This window comes from Flagellimonas meishanensis (genome assembly GCF_019880545.1).
Classification (GTDB): Bacteria; Bacteroidota; Bacteroidia; order Flavobacteriales; family Flavobacteriaceae; genus Flagellimonas; species Flagellimonas meishanensis.
Genome location: NZ_JAINVW010000002.1, coordinates 28136 through 46502, shown reverse-complemented (window position 1 = coordinate 46502; position 18367 = coordinate 28136). Strand labels below are relative to the sequence as shown.

15 protein-coding genes are annotated in these 18367 nt (G+C 44.3%); 10 read left to right on the top strand and 5 right to left on the bottom strand.

The annotated features are described in order from the left end of the window. The first annotated feature begins 45 nt into the window (after positions 1-45). A complete protein-coding gene (locus K7G75_RS06790; protein WP_222983505.1) occupies positions 46-1464 on the top strand; it encodes an alpha-amylase in 1419 nt (472 codons plus the stop codon). A gap of 325 nt (positions 1465-1789) precedes the next feature. Next, entirely contained in the window at positions 1790-3595 is a 1806-nt protein-coding gene (locus tag K7G75_RS06785; protein ID WP_222983504.1) for a Na/Pi cotransporter family protein, read from the top strand. 293 nt (positions 3596-3888) lie between these two features. Here the strand turns inward: K7G75_RS06785 and rsmG are convergent, their stop codons facing one another. Continuing rightward, positions 3889-4530, bottom strand: a complete 642-nt coding sequence (gene rsmG / locus K7G75_RS06780; RefSeq protein WP_222983503.1) for a 16S rRNA (guanine(527)-N(7))-methyltransferase RsmG — start codon at positions 4528-4530, stop codon at positions 3889-3891. Between the two features lie 117 nt (positions 4531-4647). Between rsmG and K7G75_RS06775 the strand changes: the two genes are divergently transcribed. Together K7G75_RS06775 and K7G75_RS06770 are read left to right on the top strand one after the other, a co-directional pair. Next, a complete protein-coding gene (locus K7G75_RS06775) occupies positions 4648-5751 on the top strand; it encodes a fatty acid desaturase family protein (protein ID WP_222983502.1) in 1104 nt (367 codons plus the stop codon). An 11-nt stretch (positions 5752-5762) separates the two neighbouring features. Beyond that, positions 5763-6947, top strand: a complete 1185-nt coding sequence (locus tag K7G75_RS06770) for a pyridoxal phosphate-dependent aminotransferase (protein WP_222983501.1) — start codon at positions 5763-5765, stop codon at positions 6945-6947. A 53-nt stretch (positions 6948-7000) separates the two neighbouring features. Here K7G75_RS06770 and K7G75_RS06765 read toward each other — a convergent pair whose 3' ends face one another. Both K7G75_RS06765 and trkA read right to left on the bottom strand, forming a co-directional pair. Next, a complete protein-coding gene (locus K7G75_RS06765; RefSeq protein ID WP_222983500.1) occupies positions 7001-8491 on the bottom strand; it encodes a TrkH family potassium uptake protein in 1491 nt (496 codons plus the stop codon). Beyond that, on the bottom strand, positions 8491-9840 hold the full coding sequence (trkA, locus tag K7G75_RS06760; protein ID WP_222983499.1) for a Trk system potassium transporter TrkA: 1350 nt from the start codon (positions 9838-9840) through the stop codon (positions 8491-8493). Before trkA ends, K7G75_RS06765 begins: the two co-directional genes overlap by 1 nt. A gap of 196 nt (positions 9841-10036) precedes the next feature. On the opposite strand from trkA, the gene ubiE reads away from it, so the two are divergent. Both ubiE and porT read left to right on the top strand, forming a co-directional pair. After that, positions 10037-10765 (top strand): bifunctional demethylmenaquinone methyltransferase/2-methoxy-6-polyprenyl-1,4-benzoquinol methylase UbiE, encoded by a 729-nt coding sequence (gene ubiE, locus K7G75_RS06755; protein WP_222983498.1) that lies wholly within the window; start codon positions 10037-10039, stop codon positions 10763-10765. A gap of 4 nt (positions 10766-10769) precedes the next feature. Further along, a complete protein-coding gene (porT, locus tag K7G75_RS06750; protein WP_222983497.1) occupies positions 10770-11465 on the top strand; it encodes a type IX secretion/gliding motility protein PorT/SprT in 696 nt (231 codons plus the stop codon). A gap of 15 nt (positions 11466-11480) precedes the next feature. Here the strand turns inward: porT and K7G75_RS06745 are convergent, their stop codons facing one another. Continuing rightward, complete coding sequence (locus K7G75_RS06745; protein ID WP_222983496.1) at positions 11481-12200, bottom strand: TrmH family RNA methyltransferase; 720 nt, start codon at positions 12198-12200, stop codon at positions 11481-11483. A gap of 72 nt (positions 12201-12272) precedes the next feature. Between K7G75_RS06745 and tamL the strand changes: the two genes are divergently transcribed. From tamL to accD, 3 genes are read left to right on the top strand one after another with little or no spacing between them, the layout of a single operon-like run. Continuing rightward, positions 12273-14813 carry a translocation and assembly module lipoprotein TamL gene (gene tamL, locus K7G75_RS06740; RefSeq protein WP_313777820.1) on the top strand — a complete coding sequence of 847 codons (2541 nt, stop codon included), beginning with the start codon at positions 12273-12275 and terminating at the stop codon, positions 14811-14813. A gap of 52 nt (positions 14814-14865) precedes the next feature. Beyond that, complete coding sequence (gene fbaA / locus K7G75_RS06735) at positions 14866-15933, top strand: class II fructose-bisphosphate aldolase (protein ID WP_222983495.1); 1068 nt, start codon at positions 14866-14868, stop codon at positions 15931-15933. A 28-nt stretch (positions 15934-15961) separates the two neighbouring features. Beyond that, on the top strand, positions 15962-16822 hold the full coding sequence (accD, locus tag K7G75_RS06730) for an acetyl-CoA carboxylase, carboxyltransferase subunit beta (protein WP_222983494.1): 861 nt from the start codon (positions 15962-15964) through the stop codon (positions 16820-16822). Between the two features lie 129 nt (positions 16823-16951). Here accD and K7G75_RS06725 read toward each other — a convergent pair whose 3' ends face one another. Continuing rightward, positions 16952-17824, bottom strand: a complete 873-nt coding sequence (locus K7G75_RS06725) for a hypothetical protein (RefSeq protein WP_222983493.1) — start codon at positions 17822-17824, stop codon at positions 16952-16954. A 152-nt stretch (positions 17825-17976) separates the two neighbouring features. On the opposite strand from K7G75_RS06725, the gene rpsO reads away from it, so the two are divergent. Then, the gene (gene rpsO / locus K7G75_RS06720) at positions 17977-18246 is read left to right on the top strand and encodes a 30S ribosomal protein S15 (protein WP_222983492.1); all 270 of its coding nucleotides are present in this window, start codon (positions 17977-17979) and stop codon (positions 18244-18246) included. The last annotated feature ends 121 nt before the right edge of the window (positions 18247-18367 follow it).

The following is an 18367-nucleotide window of genomic DNA, read 5'->3' as shown; positions in this document are numbered from 1 at the left end:
CCAATAAGTCAAATGGAAACTGATTAAACGATGAAAATTAAAAATATGAAAAAGGCCTTAGCCCTCTTGTTTGTAGGTTCTGGACTCGTTTTCCACTGGTCCTGTTCCGATGTTTTTGATCAACCTTCCGGTCTAGTGGAAAATACCACTGCGGCAGAGGAGATATCCGAGGGGCAAGATCTTACGGCTTTCCTAAATGGAAATGGGGTCCTGATGCAAGCTTTTTATTGGGATGTGGAACCTCGTTTTGATTGGTGGGACCTTATTGCCGACAAGACCGATGAATGGGCTGCTGCAGGTATCGATAGAATATGGTTGCCCCCTGTCTCAAAGGGACAATCTGGTGGCTTTTCAATGGGTTATGACCCTTCGGACTATTATGACCTAGGTGAATATTTTCAACATGGGACAACCGAGACCCGTTTCGGTTCCCGGGAAGAACTGGATAACCTAATTTCCAAGGCCCATGAGAACAATATTGAGGTCATCGCCGATATTGTAATGGGGCATAACAGCGGTGGAGGGCCAGAGTTCAATCCGTACCGTGGCAAGGATACGTTCACCTTGTTCAACGAAATGAATGGGAATGCTTCGGGGATGTTCAATAGGAGTTTTGAGGACTATCATCCAAATAGTATTCACAACAACGACGAGGAAGCCCTATTTTTTGAAGAACAAGACCTCTGCCATCTTCAGGATAATGTACAGAACTGGTTGTGGAAATTTGACAATTCCGTTGCCAAGTACTACAAGAACACCGTGGGTTTTGACGGTTGGCGATTTGATTATGTAAAAAGTTTCAGTCCAGAATTCGTGGCCGCTTGGGTAGACGAAGTCGGCGGTTGGTCCGTGGGCGAATTCTTTGATGGCAATGCAAATTTGGTGCGTGATTGGGTGTCAAGCGCTGAAATTAATGCGTTTGATTTTCCTTGTCTGTTTCAAATGAGAGATGCTTTCGAGCGTAATGATCTTACCATCCTACAAAATGGGGACATGCTTTGGAAGACCAACCCCAACGAATCGGTAACCTTTGTTGCGAATCACGACACCGATAGGGAGCCGGTCATAGCAGAAGAATACAAACTTTACGCCTACGCTTATATTCTTACACATCCGGGATATCCCACAATTTTTTACCTGGATTATGAAAATGAGGAATTTAAGGAAAAGTTGAATCAACTCATCTTGATCAACCGAACCATAGCCTCAGGCGAAGTGGAAGTTTTATACGCCGATGGTGATGAATACATAGCTGCTAGAAAGGGGAATGCTGATAATCCAGGACTGGTACTTTACATCAATCGAAATGGACTTGAATTGAATAGGGAGGTAACAACACATTGGTCCAATGAGGACCTGCATGACTATATCGGAGGAATTACAACTTCGCTTTCCACTGATGCAAACGGTGTGGTATCATTAAAGGCTCCTGCCAACGGCTATGCCGTTTGGTCTGTAAAATAAAGTTGAGTTAGTTTTAGGTGGTGATAATTGCTTGCCCTTATCTATTAAGGGCAAGTAGACCACTTTGAATAGCAAAGCCTTACCTCAATACATTGTTGCTCTTGCTTCCGAGGGTTTCTTCTTTTCTTCGGTAAGAACTTAGCTCTAGGACTTATCTTGAATAACTTATGCGTAGTTTTAAAAAGTCCAAAATGTTCAAAGTAGGCTAATCTGAAGTTGCTCCAACACAAAAGCTTTCTTTTCTTCACAACATTTCCATGCCCAAGTATTTTTGATATTTATTGCAAGGAAATTGTAAATTCATTGCTTCGGAACAACCAGTTTTATGCAATATGGTCTTGGTGAAATACTGAGCTTACTGGGCTCGCTTGGACTCTTTCTATACGGAATGAAAGTGATGAGCGATGCCCTCATGGAAGTTGCCGGGGATAAAATGCGGCAGATCCTGGCCTCCATGACCTCCAATCGTCTTTTTGCAGTCTTTACTGGTTTTTTGATTACCTCCGTCATCCAATCCTCTTCGGCCACCACATTGATGGTGGTGAGTTTTGCCAATGCGTCCCTGCTTACCCTGTTTGAGTCGATAGGTGTGATCATGGGTGCGAACATCGGCACCACGGTCACAGCGTGGCTTATTACCCTGCTGGGATTTAAGGTGAACATAGGGGCGATTGCACTTCCACTGGTCGCGCTGGGTTTTGTGTTCACTTTTTCAAAAAAGAAAAAAGTCAATCAATGGGGCCGCTTTATAGTGGGGTTTGCCATTTTGTTCATTGGGCTCCAGTTTTTGAAGGAAGCCGTACCGGATATAGGCAGCAATCCGGAAGTTCTTGCCTTTTTGGCCAAGTACACACAGTCCGGTTTTTGGTCCGTGCTCCTTTTTTTATTGATCGGGACCTTGCTCACCATCATTATACAATCTTCCAGCGCCACCATGGCATTGACCTTGGTGATGTGCCATGAAGGTTGGATTCCTTTCGATATGGCTGCCGCCATGATTCTCGGTGAAAACATCGGAACAACGATCACCGCCAATTTGGCCGCCCTGATAGCCAACTATCATGCAAAGCGGACCGCAATGGCGCATCTGATCTTTAATGTGATCGGTGTGATTTGGGCAATCCTTCTTTTTAACCCTATCTTGAATGCCATAGACTGGTTTATCACCAGGGAAGGAGGCACCTCCGCCTTCACAAGTGCCACGGCCATCCCGGTTGCGCTATCGGTATTCCATACGGCATTTAATGTTTCCAACACATTTTTGTTGATATGGTTTGTGCCCATAATCGTCAAAATTGTGGAAAAATTGGTGCCGGAAAAAATCGACCCTGAAAAGGAGATTGACCAACCGATGTATCTGACCAAGGCAGACCTTAAATATCCGCAAACGGGCATAGCGGCATTATTGAAGGAATCCACCAGGCTATTCGAGAAATCGGCATACAAAGCAATCGCACATGGCATCCACGTGCACAGGGAAGACATTCAGTCGGATAAAAAGGTTAAGGCCATTATAAAGGGTAAGGAAGAAATTGAGGTGGACCTGGACCAACTCTATTATCTTAAAATCAAGTCGATTTACAGCAAAATTGTTGAATATGCCACTTTGCTCCAGAGCAAGTATGAGTTGGACAAAAACCTAATTGCCGTAATACGAAACATATTGATAGCCAACAGGCATATCGTTGCGGTTGTCAAAGCCATGAAACCGATACACATGAACCTTTCAAAATATATGGATTCCGATAATCCATATGTAAAAAAGGAATACGATAAGCTGCGAAAGATAATCATCAAGGTTATGCGTATCATCAAAGACTTGCAGCAATCGGAAAATCCGTTGTCCTTCAAGGGGAAAATGGACAAATTGAGGGACAGGGCCGACAAGAGTGATGTTATCATGAACGGTTCCATTAACCAACTCATCAGGGAAAATAGGATCACCAACGAAATGGCAACTTCATTGATGAACGACAGTGCCACGGTGATCCAAATGGTAAAGGGTTTGATCTCTATTGCTGAACTGCTCTATATCACCAAGGATTCCATTCTGCAAGAATCCAAACTTCCCGAACAGCTCGAGTTTGAAGAGGGTATCCTTAGCCCCGAGGAGCGCGGCCAGGTGGGTTGATAGGCCATTGAATCAGATGCCACTGAATTTGCACTTTCTTATTTTGAAGAAGGCATTAGTGCCAGGCCACATTTTTGTTAAGGTTTATTATTTTGTTGACTATTACATAATTTCTATGTAAATTTAACGTTAATTAATTGTTACGTTAATGTAACAGGATTAATATAAAACAATATGGGAAAGCTGTTGTCCAAAAGTTTGCAATCCATGACCAATAGATTGGAGCTTGTATGGCGGGACCTCAAGACCTACTCAAGGAAATGTAGGAACGTATACCGACATATATGGAGCACCTAAGAAACCTTATGGTGTTTCTGTGGTAGGTATACCACTTTTTTGGTCTCAAAAAAATCTTCTTCAAAGTATGTTGCCAGTTCAAAGGTTTGAACGGTTTCATATCCTTTTAACTCTTCTGTCAAGTCCCCTCCTTTTAAATATAGGATGCCATTGCGCCGTTCATGGGCAGAATCTTTCTTGATTTTACCCCTGGTCCAATGCACAAACGTAGGCATGGCGGCCACCGCCCGGCTCACTATAAAATCGAATTGCCCATCAATATCCTCAACCCGTGAATGTTTTGCGGTAACATTGGACAGCCCCAATCCCTCGACCACTTCCTGCACCACCTTGATTTTTTTTCCGATGGCATCCACTAATGTAAAATCAACTTCGGGAAAGAGTATGGCCAGTGGAATTCCCGGAAAACCGCCCCCGGTTCCAACATCCAAAATCAGTGCTCCCTCGTTAAAACGCTGCACCTTGGCTATTCCTAACGAATGCAACACATGGCGTAGATAAAGCTCATCAATGTCCTTTCTGGAAACCACGTTTATCTTCTGGTTCCAGTCCTGATAGAGCGCCTCCAATTGCGTAAATCGCTGCTTTTGCAAATCCGTCAACCCAGGGAAATATTTAAATACAATGTTGACATCCATACCAAATCCTGTTAAATTATTGGTAAATCTAATACTTTTGGACACCTTTACACCGTTCCATCTATGTATTGACCCTCGTGGAAGTTCAATTTGGTTACCTTTACAAAAATTTATTTTATGGATAAGAATACCATTCGGTTTTCCAGAAAAGATTCTGCACAGTTTTTTAGAACCCTGAACAAAAGGGTAAACGATTACTTCAATGAAAACGAAATAAAGAAAACGGGAAATTGGAAGCTTCACCTTAAAACCATAGTGATGTTTTCCATTTTCTTGGCCCCCTACTTTTTGATATTGACCCTAAACCTGCCCTTCTGGGCCTATCTCCTACTGTCCGTGGTAATGGGTGTGGGAATGGCCGGTGTTGGGATGAACGTAATGCACGACGGAAACCATGGGTCCTATTCCACCAAGAAATGGGTCAATAAAATTATGGGAAGCAGTATTTATATTTTGGCGGGAAATGTTTATAACTGGCAAGTGCAGCATAACGTGTTGCACCACACCTTCACCAATATCCACGAGCATGATGAGGATATGGAAGCCGGTCGAATTTTGCGTTTTTCCAAACATGCCAAATGGCATAGACACCATAAGTTCCAACATTATTACTCCATTTTTCTATACGGATTATTGACCTTTAATTGGGCGGTTACCACCGATTTCCAACAAATGTACAGATACATGAAAAGAAGGTTGTCCTACGGAAAACTCCCAAATCCGGTGATCAATTGGAGCACTTTGGTAATCACCAAGGTTATTTACATTACGGTTTGGATCGTATTGCCCCTTGTTTTTGCGAACATACTTTGGTGGCAGGTATTGCTTGGATTCTTTATTATGCACTATGTTGCCGGTGTCATCCTAAGTGTGGTGTTCCAGTTGGCCCATATTGTGGATGATGCGCAGACCCCATTACCGGACGAAACGGGTACAATGAAGAACACTTGGGCCATCCATCAGTTGTTCACCACGGTGAACTTCGGCACGAGGAACAAAATCGTCAATTGGTTCACGGGTGGCCTGAACCACCAGGTAGAGCATCATATTTTCCCCAATATCAGCCATGTGCATTACACAAAAATTTCCAAAATTGTGAAACAAACGGCAAGGGAATTCAATTTGCCATACAACGAATACAAAACTACCAGAAAAGCCATAATTTCGCACTTCAAACATTTAAGGGAACTGGGTAAAAAACCAGCCCTTCAGTACCAATAAACCACTTATCGATGAGTAACCATCTATCTGATCGGGTCCGGAACATGTCCACCTCGGCCACCTTGGCTATGGCGGCAAAAGCCCGGGAGTTACGAAATGAAGGAAAGGACATAATAGGTCTGAGCCTTGGAGAGCCAGACTTTAATATTCCAGATTTTATAAAGGAGTCGGCCAAACAGGCCATTGACGAAAATTATTCCAGCTACACCCCTGTGGATGGCTACGCCGAACTTAAAAAAGCGATATCCAACAAGTTCAAAAGGGACAATGACCTGGATTATGATCCTAAACAGATTGTCGTCTCCACGGGTGCCAAACAATCCCTTTTCAATGTTGCCATGGTGGTGTTGGATCCGGGTGACGAAGTAATTCTGCCCGCACCTTATTGGGTAAGTTATAGCGATATTGTAAAATTGGCCGAGGGAGTGCCCGTTGAAGTAGCCACTGGAATACATACAGACTTTAAAATGACCCCCGAGCAGTTGGAAGCGGCCATTACGCCCAAAACGAAAATGCTATGGTTCAGTTCACCCTGCAATCCAAGTGGATCTGTTTACAATAAGGCGGAACTGGAAGCACTGGCTCAAGTACTCAGAAAACATCCCAATATTTTTGTCGTATCCGATGAAATATATGAACACATAAATTTTCGTGGGGGCCATGTGAGCATTGCCGGTATTGAGGGCATGTATGAGAGAACTGTTACGGTGAATGGAGTTTCCAAAGCCTTTGCGATGACCGGATGGCGTATTGGTTACATAGGAGCTCCCGAGTGGATTGCGAAAGGATGCACAAAACTGCAGGGGCAAGTGACAAGTGGTGCCAACGCCATAGCACAGCGCGCCGTTATCACAGCGTTGGAGGCCCCGAAGAGCAAAATCCAATATATGATCGATGAGTTCCACAAAAGACGGGACCTGGTCCTTGACCTTTTGGGTGAAATCGAGGGATTTAAACTGAACGTTCCTGAAGGAGCGTTTTATGTTTTCCCGGATATCTCGGCGTTTTTTGGAAAGACCCTCAACGGGGTTGTCATAAAAGATGCCTCCGATTTTGCCATGTACTTATTGGAACATGCCAATGTCGCTACCGTTACGGGTGAAGCATTTGGAGATCCCAACTGTATACGCATATCGTATGCAGCTTCGGAAAAAGAATTAAGAGAGGCCATAGCTCGAATCAAGGCAGTGGTCTAATTACCAAAAGAATATCTTTAAGAACCTCCTGAAGAAAAATTTGGGAGGTTTTTTTATGTCTTCTTCCAAAAATAGGGCACAAACAAAATCAACACGGTAAAAAGTTCCAACCTGCCGAGGAGCATCAAGAATCCGCACCACCATTTACCAAAAGCGGGGAGCGCGCTGAAGTTAACCACAGGGTTCAAATCGCCCAAAGCCGGACCCACGTTGCCCAGCGAAGAAGCGGCACCTCCAACGGCCGATTCAAAATCAAGTCCCAAATAGCCCAGCACCAATGCACCGATGATAAAAAGCAGCATATAGAGCACAAAAAAGGCAATGATGTTATATACGATATGCTCGGAGACTGTTTTTTGATTGTAACGCACAGGGATTATGGCATTGGTGTGCAGTGTCCTTTTGAACTCGAGAATGCCATTTTTAATGATCAATAGGTGTCGCATTACCTTGATTCCTCCCGAAGTGGAGCCAGCGGACCCTCCGAGAAACATCAATCCAAAGAAGAAAACGGTCAAAAATGGCGTCCAACTGGTGAAATCGGCGGTAACAAAACCGGTTGTGGTCACAATGGCCAACACTTGAAAGAGCGCATGCCTAAAGGCACTCTCCTCCGGACCCAAGACCATGGGGTGGTAATCGGAGATGGGGACATCTGCTTGAAAATAAACAATTAGAGCCGCAATTAGCGTAAAAATACCAATCAAAAGGGAATACGTCTTGAACTCCTCATCTTGGATGATGCGTTTCACCTTTCCGGTAAATGCGAAATAGCTCATCACAAAATTGGTGCCCGCCAAAAACATAAAAACAATAATGATATATTGAATGATGGGCGTATCGTTCCAATATGCTATACTGGCATTCTTGGTGGAAAAACCACCTGTGGAAAGGGTGGATAGTGCATGGTTGATGGCATCAAAAAATGACATGCCGGCCAATTTCAACAATAGTGTCTCCAAAACTGTATAGCCCACATAAATGAGCCACAATCTTTTTGCTGTATCCGTAATCCTTGGATGGAGCTTATCCCCTCCCGGTCCCGGAGCCTCCGCAGCGAACAACTGCATGCCCCCAATGCCAAGCAGCGGTAGTATGGCAATGGCCAAAACAATGATACCCATACCCCCTATCCAATGCGTTAAACTCCTCCAAAGGAGAATACCCTTGGGCAGGGATTCTATATCATTGAGAATGGAGGCCCCAGTGGTGGTATATCCCGATATTGTTTCAAAAAAGGCATCGGTGACCGATGGTATGGACGCCGAAAATAGATAGGGCAGCATGCCTGAAATGGACATGATCACCCATCCGAAGGTAACTATCATATATCCCTCCTTGCGCTTTACCTCTTTTTTGTGACCACGGGTGTAGAACATGGCCATTACCCCAAAAAGCATGGTGACAATGGCCGCAAGGGCTATGTCCAGGGTGGCCCCATCCTGATATATTCCACTGGCAAAAGCGGCCAGAAGCATAAAGGAACCATTGCAAAGGAGCAACAGCCCCATGATATGGACAATTATTCGGGCGTTCAGCTTCATTACAGGAAGAGCTTTTCTATTCTGGGAATGGCCTTAGGCAGGCAGCAGACAACCACTTTATCTCCCTCCATGATCTTAAAATCCCCAAGGGCAATGATTCCCTCCCCATTTCGGATGACACCCCCAATGCTGGCCTCGCGTGGAAAGTTCAGTTCCCTGATTATTTCCCCGTTGACCAGGGAAGTGGGCTTCACCTCAAATTCCAAGATCTCGGCATTCAGATTGTTCAACCGGGTCAGTGCCAGCACCTCCCCTCTTCGTATGTACCGGAAGATGTTGTTGGCCGCCAAAAGTTTTTTATTGATCAATGTATCCACACCAATGGAATGGGACAACTGAAAATAATCCATGTTCTCGACCAGGGCGATGGTTTTCTTGATTTTTTTTGATTTTGCCACCAGGCAGGACATGATATTCGTCTCCGAATTTCCGGTAACGGCTATGAACGCATCCATGGAATCCAAACTTTCTTCCTCCAATAGTTCCACATTTCTGCCATCGCCATTTATTACGAGCGCATAGGGCAGTTCATCCGCAAGGTCCAACGCTTTTTCCTTGTTCTTTTCAATCAGCTTTACATTGAACTTTTTGTTGCAAAGGTCCCGAGCCGTTTTGAACCCCACTTTACTGCCACCGAGCACCATAACATTCTTAATCTCTTTCTTCTGCATGCCCGTGAGCTTGTACAGTTCATCCACGCCCTTATCGGAGGTAATGAAATACACCTGGTCCCCTTCCTTAAAAACCGTATCCCCCCTGGGAATCAAGGTGAACTGGGTTCCCATACGTTGCAAGGCGATGGGCATAAAATGGATTTCAGGAAAAATCCGGGCCGCTTCTTTTACCATTTTTCCCACAAAAGGTGCTGATTTGGGCAGAAATACCCCAATCATGGTCAGTAGACCTCCCTCAAACTGATAGGTGTCGTTAAAAGCCGACTGATTGAGCAACAATTGAATCTCCGTGGCAGCAAGTTCTTCCGGGGAAATCAACTCATCAATGCCAAGCTCCTCAAACTTGATAAGCTCTCTGTTATCCAAGAACTCCGTATTGGAGATTCTGGCTATGGTACGTTGGCTCCCCAATTGCTTTGCCAAAAAACATAGGGTAATGTTAGTAGTTTCCGAAGCTGTTACGGCAATGACAAGGTCGGAGGATTCCACACGGGCCTCCTTAAGTATTTCTATTGAGGTGGCGTCCCCACGAAGCACCCTAATGTCCAAATGGTTATCGGCATAGGCCAAGCTATCCTTGTCTGTGTCGATCAAAGTAATATCCTGGGCCTCGTAGGACAAGAGTTTTGCCAAATGAAACCCCACTTCACCTGCTCCCGCAATTATGATCTTCATTGAATAAAATAAGATGTGTTCAAAATAAATTTGGTCCGTGTAAAACAAACGGTTGATAAAGAATAGGAACTATTGTCCAAAAGACAGCTTGTTAACATATATGGAAAAGTTTCCCACTGCGCGGGACAAAATTACATAAATATTTTGGTACCCCTTCCATAAGCCTATATCGTATATTTGCCAGCAAACTTCATAAATGTCAGAAAAAGTCAAACCATACAAAGATTCCGATTTGGGAAAAAAGGAACAGGTGCGGCAAATGTTCGATACCATCTCAAAGAACTATGATGGACTCAACAGGGTCATCTCCTTTGGCATTGATGTTAAGTGGAGAAAGCGAGTGGTGTCATTCCTGGCGGAAAAAAATCCCAAAAACATTTTAGATATAGCCACGGGAACAGGTGATCTGGCCATAGCCATGGTCCGCACCGGTGCCAAGAAAATTGTGGGTCTGGACCTGTCTCCCCAAATGTTGGATGTGGGCAAATCCAAAATAGTGGACAAAAACTTGCAAGACATCATTGAGATGGTCGTGGGTGACAGCGAAAACCTTCCCTTTGCCAACGATTCCTTTGATGCCATCACCGTGGCGTTTGGTGTTCGCAATTTTGAAGATCTTGAAAAAGGGCTTGCTGAAATCTATCGGGTGTTGAGGCCCGGTGGGCATTTGGCAATCCTTGAAACATCCGTTCCCACCAAGGCCCCTTTTAAACAAGGGTATCGGTTCTACACCAAGAACATACTGCCACTTATTGGCAAACTCTTCTCCAAAGACCGTTCCGCCTATGCCTATTTGAGCGAGTCGGCCTCCGTTTTCCCATACGGAGAGGCATTCAACAATATTTTGGCCAAAATCGGGTTTATAGGTATAGAGAACAGACCCCAGACTTTTGGGGTGGCATCCATTTATGTCGCTACAAAATAATTTGATGAGAAACATCTTCTTAGTTGGACTGATACTTTTGGTAGGTTCAAGTTCCATGGCCCAGTTTAACAGTGATCCCATCCTAAATCTTCAAAATGAGGACAAGCGGTTTTTAAATTGGGGCTACTATTTGGGGTTCAACCAATATGATTTTCAGTTTGAATATGCGAATGACATCGGGCAAGATGTTCTTGTGGACAAAAGTTTCGGCTTTAATGTAGGGTTGATTGGCGAGATGCGCATCAACGAATTTTTGGACGCCCGTTTTGAACCCGGGCTGCTATATACGGCAAGGACGCTGGGTTTTCCTGGATTCACCACCGAAGTGGATGCCATCAGAGAGGTGAAGTCCACCTATATTCGGTTCCCGTTATTGTTGAAGGTTAGTGCGCGTAGGTTTGGCAACTGGAAACCCTATGTTACCGGAGGGCTATATACATCCATGAACCTGGGCAGCAAGGAGGACAGTTTGGACGACAACAGCAGTGGCGAATTTCGAATGAAGAAAAACGTGTATGGCTATGAACTTGGGTTTGGGATTGACATTTACACGGAATATTTCAAATTTTCACCTTCCATACGCGGAGTGTTTGCACTCACTGATGAACTTGTTCCCGATAATGATCCCAATAGTCCATGGACAGGCAACATAAATGCCATGCGGACCAGGGGATTCTTCATCAATTTCACTTTTGAGTAGCATGGCTTTTGGTCGTTAGCCTCTTCTGATCTCATTTAAAAGAATAGCTGTCGCCGTAGCGACATTCAAACTTTCCGCGGTTTGATTACCGAACTGGGGTATGGAAACCTTTTCCATGATGCATTTCTCAATTTCCATTGAGATACCGTTGGCTTCGTTCCCCATGACCAAAATCCCTTTTTTTGGCAATATCATTTGATAAATGCTCTTACCCTCCATAAAAGCACCATAAACAGGCAAGGAAGTTTCATGCAAAAATTCCCCCAGATCTAGATAGGTGATGTTTACCCTTGCAATGGAACCCATGGTCGCCTGCAAGACCTTAGGATTGAAGCAGTCAACCGTGTCCTCAGAACAAACAAGATCCTCAATGCCAAACCAATCGCACAACCGTATTATAGTTCCCAAATTTCCAGGGTCACGGACGGCATCAAGGGCAAGTATCCAATCATGATTGCCTACTTTTTGGGCCTTGGGAATGTAAAACACACCAAGAACACCGCTCGGATTCACCTGACCGCTCATTTGTTTCAGAATATCGTCAGCAACGATTTTTGCCTCTGGATACTTCTGAAACATCTCATCTGTATTAACAAACAATCCATACGCCACGTACCCTGCGTCAATAAGTTCGTCTACCGTCTTTATCCCTTCCACAACAAATAGTCCGTGTTTAGTTCGGTACTTTTTTTGCTGTAGGCTAGTAACTAGTTTAATTTGGTTTTTCGTAACCATCTAAATCGTTTATTTTTGGCGTATATGAGGGGTTATTCAGGTCTAATGTGTCACTGGGCAAAAATAGGATTATTGTCGCTTATAGTGGCCTTCTCAGGTTGCAATACCCTTAAAAAGGTTGGTGATGAGGAATTGCTGTTGACCAAGAATACCCTTTATGCGGATGAGGAAAAGATTACCGACAGCGATATTCGAAGCCTAATTGTCCAGAAACCCAACAGTACCGTTTTGGGCTATCCGTTGCGGTTGAACCTTTACAATCTTGCCAAGGACAACCCCGATTCGCTATTCGAAAATTGGTTGCAGCGCAAAGACAAACGCGAAAAAAGACTTAACAACCTGCTTTCCAGGAAGCAGGTGGAACGGCTTAAGGAATCCTTTTTGGTAAGTGGGGCCAGTGAATTTTTAAAAAGAATAGGCGAACCCCCGGTTGTAATCGACACTGTATTGACCAACAAAACGGTAGGGCGGCTTGAAGCCTATTACAACAGTAAGGGATATTTCAACAATTCCGGATCCTATGAAATTGTCGAAGGTAAACGGAAAAAAAGGGCGCAAGTGGCCTACAAAATCGATCTTCAAAAACCCTACATCATCGATACGGTGCAAAAAAACATTGCTTCCCCACAATTGGATTCCATTTACGGTATTACCTCTTCGGCATCCTTTGTTAAAGCTGGGGAACAGTTCGACTTGGCCAAATTCAACCTGGAAAGGGAGCGCCTAACCACTTTGTTCAGAAACTCCGGGGTGTTCAATTTTCAGGAAAGTTCCATTAACTATGATATTTCAAGGGACACCTCCTTAGTGGCCGATGACCAGGGGATGGATGTACAATTGAACATAGAAAGGCCTCGAAGTGTAAATGACACGAGCGCAACCGACAATGTATATAAAGTGCACCGGTTCAAAAAAATAAACATTTTCCCAGATTATCTGATAGGGGGCAATCCCGATTCCCTGCAACGTGTGGAGTTTGAAAACTATACCATACTATACAACGATAAGCTCAACTATCGCCCAAAAGCGCTTACCGACGCTATTTTTTTTGAAAAGGACAGCGTTTATCGCGATTTGGACCGTATTCGCACGTATAGGCAAATCACCAACCTGAACACGTTCAAATATCCCAACATTGAGTTCATACAGGATTCTACCCAAACCCACTTGACATCGAACATTTATTTGGCACCCAGACCCAAATTTTCGCTAAACCTCAATTTTGATGTGACCCATTCCAACATCCAGCAGGTTGGTACAGCCTTTAGTGCCACCGTCGTTACCAGAAACGTTTTCGGAGGAGCGGAAACACTGAACGTTTCGGCACGTGGCTCCATCGGTCTATTGAGTGATGCGTCATTATCCGACGAAACATTTACTTCCGAAATTGGAGGTGACATCAATATTACCTTCCCAAGAATCTGGTTCCCTTTGAACACGGAAAAAATCATCCCATACTATATGCTGCCCCAAAGTCGGCTGCTATTGGGTACAAATTTCCAACGAAACATTGGGTTGGATAGACAAACGCTTAACACCATTCTGTCGTACAGCTGGTCTCCCAACAACAGTTTAAAACATGGTGTGGAACTCTTAAATGTAGAATTTGTGCGCAATGTAAATCCCGATAATTTCTTCGTCGAGTATAGAAATACCTATAGAACCCTTGATGATATAGCGGATGATTTCCAAGACGACCCCCAGTTCGAGGACTTTTTTGAGCCGACCAACACCGTGGTTGACCCACTTCGATTAAGCATCCCGGAGGGTACCACGGCATTCACCGAAGGTGTATTGAATAACCAAATACCCGTATCGGACGAACAAAGGGACGAGGTGAACAGTGTGGAGGAAAGACGGCAAAGACTTACGGAAAACAACCTCATTTTCGCCAGTAGCTACACATTTTCAAAAAATAGCAAGGCAGGCATAAACGACTTGGACTTTTATCAGTACAGAATAAAATTGGAAAGTGCTGGCAATGTACTTTCGCTTATGGCCAACGTGTTTCCCTACAATGAGAACGATAATGGGCAACTCTTGGTTTTCGGGGTCCCATTTTCGCAATATCTCAAAACCGAGATTGATTTCATCCGTCACTGGGGCATTGGAAATTCCAGTGTCATTGCATTTAGAAGCTTTATGGGAATGGCAGTGCCATATGGGAATTCAGACAACATCCCATTTGTTCGAAGTTATTTTGCGGGTGGCTCCAACGACAATAGGGCCTGGAACGCCTATGAGCTAGGCCCTGGTAGTACGGAAAATTTGAACGATTTTAATGAAGCCAATTTTAAACTGGCCTTTAACCTGGAATACCGCTTCCCTATCGCCGGTGATGTAAAGGGAGCTCTTTTCGCCGATGCAGGCAACATTTGGAACGTGTTCGATAGCGAAAATAACCCCGATGCCATTTTCAGCGGTTTCAGCTCTTTGGAGGATATCGCCTTGGGTACAGGACTCGGTCTTCGTTACGATTTCACCTACTTTGTCTTTCGCGTGGATGCGGGTTTTAAAACCTATAATCCGGCCCGAGAGGGTTCCGATCGTTGGTTCAGGGGATACAATTTGAGAAACGCCGTGTTCAACGTGGGGATCAATTATCCCTTCTAGACTAAATATTTTATTACTTTTGCTTACTAATTTAACCAGAAACTAACTAAATATGTCCCACAACATAAAGCCAGGTGTTGCCACCGGTGACGAAGTCCAGGCCATTTTCAAGCACGCAAAGGAACACGGTTATGCATTGCCCGCGGTCAATGTTATCGGGTCCAATACCGTGAACGCCGTATTGGAGACTGCAGCCGCTATCAATTCACCCGTAATTGTCCAATATTCCAATGGGGGTGCCCAATTCAATGCTGGGAAAGGGCTATCCAACGAAAACCAAAAAGCGGCAATTTTGGGAGCTGTTGCCGGGGCCAAACATGTACACCAACTTGCGGAGGCCTATGGGGCAACCGTCATCTTGCATACGGATCACTGTGCCAAAAAACTGTTGCCATGGATTGATGGTTTGTTGGACGCCAGCGAAAAACACTTCAAGGAAACGGGAAAATCCCTCTTCAGCTCGCATATGATCGACCTGTCCGAAGAGCCCTTGGAAGAAAACATTCAGATCTGCAAGGACTATTTGCAGCGCATGGACAAAATGGGCATGACCCTCGAAATTGAACTCGGTGTTACCGGAGGTGAGGAAGATGGTGTGGACAACACTGATGTTGATGATTCCAAACTCTACACCCAGCCCGAGGAAGTGGCCTACGCCTATGAAGAACTTTCCAAAGTGAGCCATAGGTTTACCGTGGCGGCAGCTTTCGGAAACGTTCACGGTGTATACAAGCCCGGAAATGTAAAATTGACCCCCAAGATCTTGAAAAACTCCCAAGAGTTCATTAGCAACAAATACGGAGTTGGGCACAATCATATCGATTTTGTTTTTCACGGTGGGTCAGGATCTACTGTAGAGGAGATAAGGGAAGCCATTGGCTATGGTGTCATAAAAATGAACATCGATACCGACCTTCAATATGCCTTTCTTACCGGGGTAAGGGACTATCTTCAGAACAAATCCGGCTATCTGCAATCGCAAATAGGAAACCCTGATGGTGATGATCAGCCCAACAAAAAATACTATGATCCACGGGTCTGGCTTCGCGAAGGTGAAAAAACCTTTGTTGATCGGTTGAAAAAAGCCTTTGAGGACCTCAACAATATCAATACCCTATAAGTCCTTGGTCTAATTTAATTTTGATTGCATGTCGTCTTGGTTTAAAAGAAAGGAAAAAGGAATACAGACCTCTACTGAGGAAAAAAAGGACACACCAAAGGGGCTATGGTACAAGACCCCCACTGGCAAGATCGTGGAGTCCGAAGATTTGGCCAAAAACTTTTATGTCAGTCCTGAAGATGACTACCATGTAAGGATCGGCAGCAAGGAATACTTTGAAATACTGTTTGACAACAACCAGTTCAAGGAATTGGACGAAAAGTTATCCGCCAAAGATCCCTTGAAATTTGTGGATACCAAACCGTATTCGGATCGCTTGAAAGCGGCCCAACAAAAAACCGGCCTAAAAGATGCCGTTAGGACTGCTGTGGGTGAATCCATGGGCAAGGAATTGGTGGTTGCCTGTATGGATTTTAGCTTCATCGGGGGCTCCATGGGAAGTGTTGTGGGCGAAAAAATAGCCAGGGCCATCGATGTGGCCAAAAAGAAGAAAATTCCTTTCGTGATGATTTCGAAATCCGGAGGTGCCCGTATGATGGAGGCTGCATTTTCGTTGATGCAATTGGCAAAAACCTCAGCCAAACTGGCCCAATTGGCCGAAGCCAAAATACCTTATATATCATTGTGCACCGATCCCACCACAGGAGGGACAACGGCTTCCTATGCCATGTTGGGGGACATCAATATCGGAGAGCCCGGGGCCTTGATAGGTTTCGCGGGGCCCAGAGTGGTCAAGGACACCGTGGGAAAAGATCTCCCCGAAGGATTCCAAACCTCAGAATTTCTTTTGGAACATGGCTTTCTTGATTTCATTGCACACAGAAAGGAATTGAAAAAGAAAATCAACCTCTACATTGATTTGATTACCAATCAACCCTTGAGAAAATAAAAAAGGCCCCAATTTTTGGGGCCTTTTTACTTACTGTGTCAGCTTACGCGGAGTCGAGAGCGATATAACAATGAATATTTTTCGAATGTTCATGGCACCGGTGGGCGTTCGATGTGCCCATCAGCAGATTCAATTCCTAAACCGTCGCAAGAAAATTTCCTGTTCGGTTCCATCAGGGTAAGTAAGCACACCTTTGGCATCGCAGGAACCATCCCCAAAATCCAAGCTGGCGGTAGAGCCATTCCTGGAGATATCCAATACGCCACTTACTATAAACCGACAGGCCAGTTCCCTTCGCAATGGCGTAACCACTTCTTTTTCGTATACATTGCCAAGTCTCCCTGTATAGGTTCTTTTCCCGGTGATCAAATACACATTGTCACCCCAAAATCCAGAACCAAAGCCCTCTATCCATTCCCGGGTGCGCGTTCCAGTGAATGATGCAGTTTCACCATCGGGCCATGTGGCGGTAAATGCTGCATTCGAAGTGCCTTGCGGGTTTCCATTTTCGTTGGAACGAACGCGCAGTATGTCCGCACCACCTTCGATGGCCACTCCATTAAACGTGAAATTTTCCAAGGAAAGGGTAATATTGGCCGAAGCAGCTTCCATATCCAAAGCATAGCTTAAGTAGATGATTCCACTCAACATATTACCCGTGGGGAGCTCGCAGCCCTCACCAAAGTCGATGGTTTTTTCGCGTGTGGTATCGGTTACCACAGTTGTGATGGTCACACAATCCCGAAGAAAATCGGTCGTATAATCATTTTTGGAGGTTAGTGCTATTTCCTCGGTGGCATATACATCTTCTGCGATTGCCGTTACTTCTTCAGAGATCATTTCGGTTTCATCACTAAATTTCAGCTCCGTTGCCGAAATTACCTCGCTGCCGGATAGTGTTTCCGAAGCTGTTTCGTCCTTGCTGCAGGATGCCAATACCATCAATACCATTGCCACAAGTAGTTCAGTGTTTAAGTTCAATTGTTTGAGACGCTTTTTCATAATATTTGTTTTAAAAGGTTTGCCTCTTGGACCATTTGAAATTGAAAAGGTTTAATTTGTCGTTCAAAATTTTCCATTATAAAAAAAGAATTATCTTTGCACGCTGATTGAAGGACAATCAATACATAAAAATCATTTAAATAAATATTGGAATGTATTTAACCAAAGAAGTAAAGGCCGACATTTTTAAGAAACATGGCGGTTCGGAAACCAACACAGGTTCCACGGAAGGGCAAATTGCTTTGTTCACCCACCGTATCAACCATTTGACCCAACACCTCAAGAACAACCACAAGGATTACAACACCGAGCGTTCTTTGGTGAAATTGGTAGGTAAAAGACGTAGTCTTTTGGATTACCTAAAGAAAAAAGACATTGTAAAATACCGTGAACTGATCAAGGAATTAGGTATTAGAAAATAAAAATGAGAGGGAGGCTTCGGCTTCCCTTTTGTTTTGGTTGGGGAAGTTCCAACACAAAAGCCCCGATTAAAAAGTCGGGCAAACACAAAAAGCTTCAAATAGTTTTTCATTGGTCCATGCC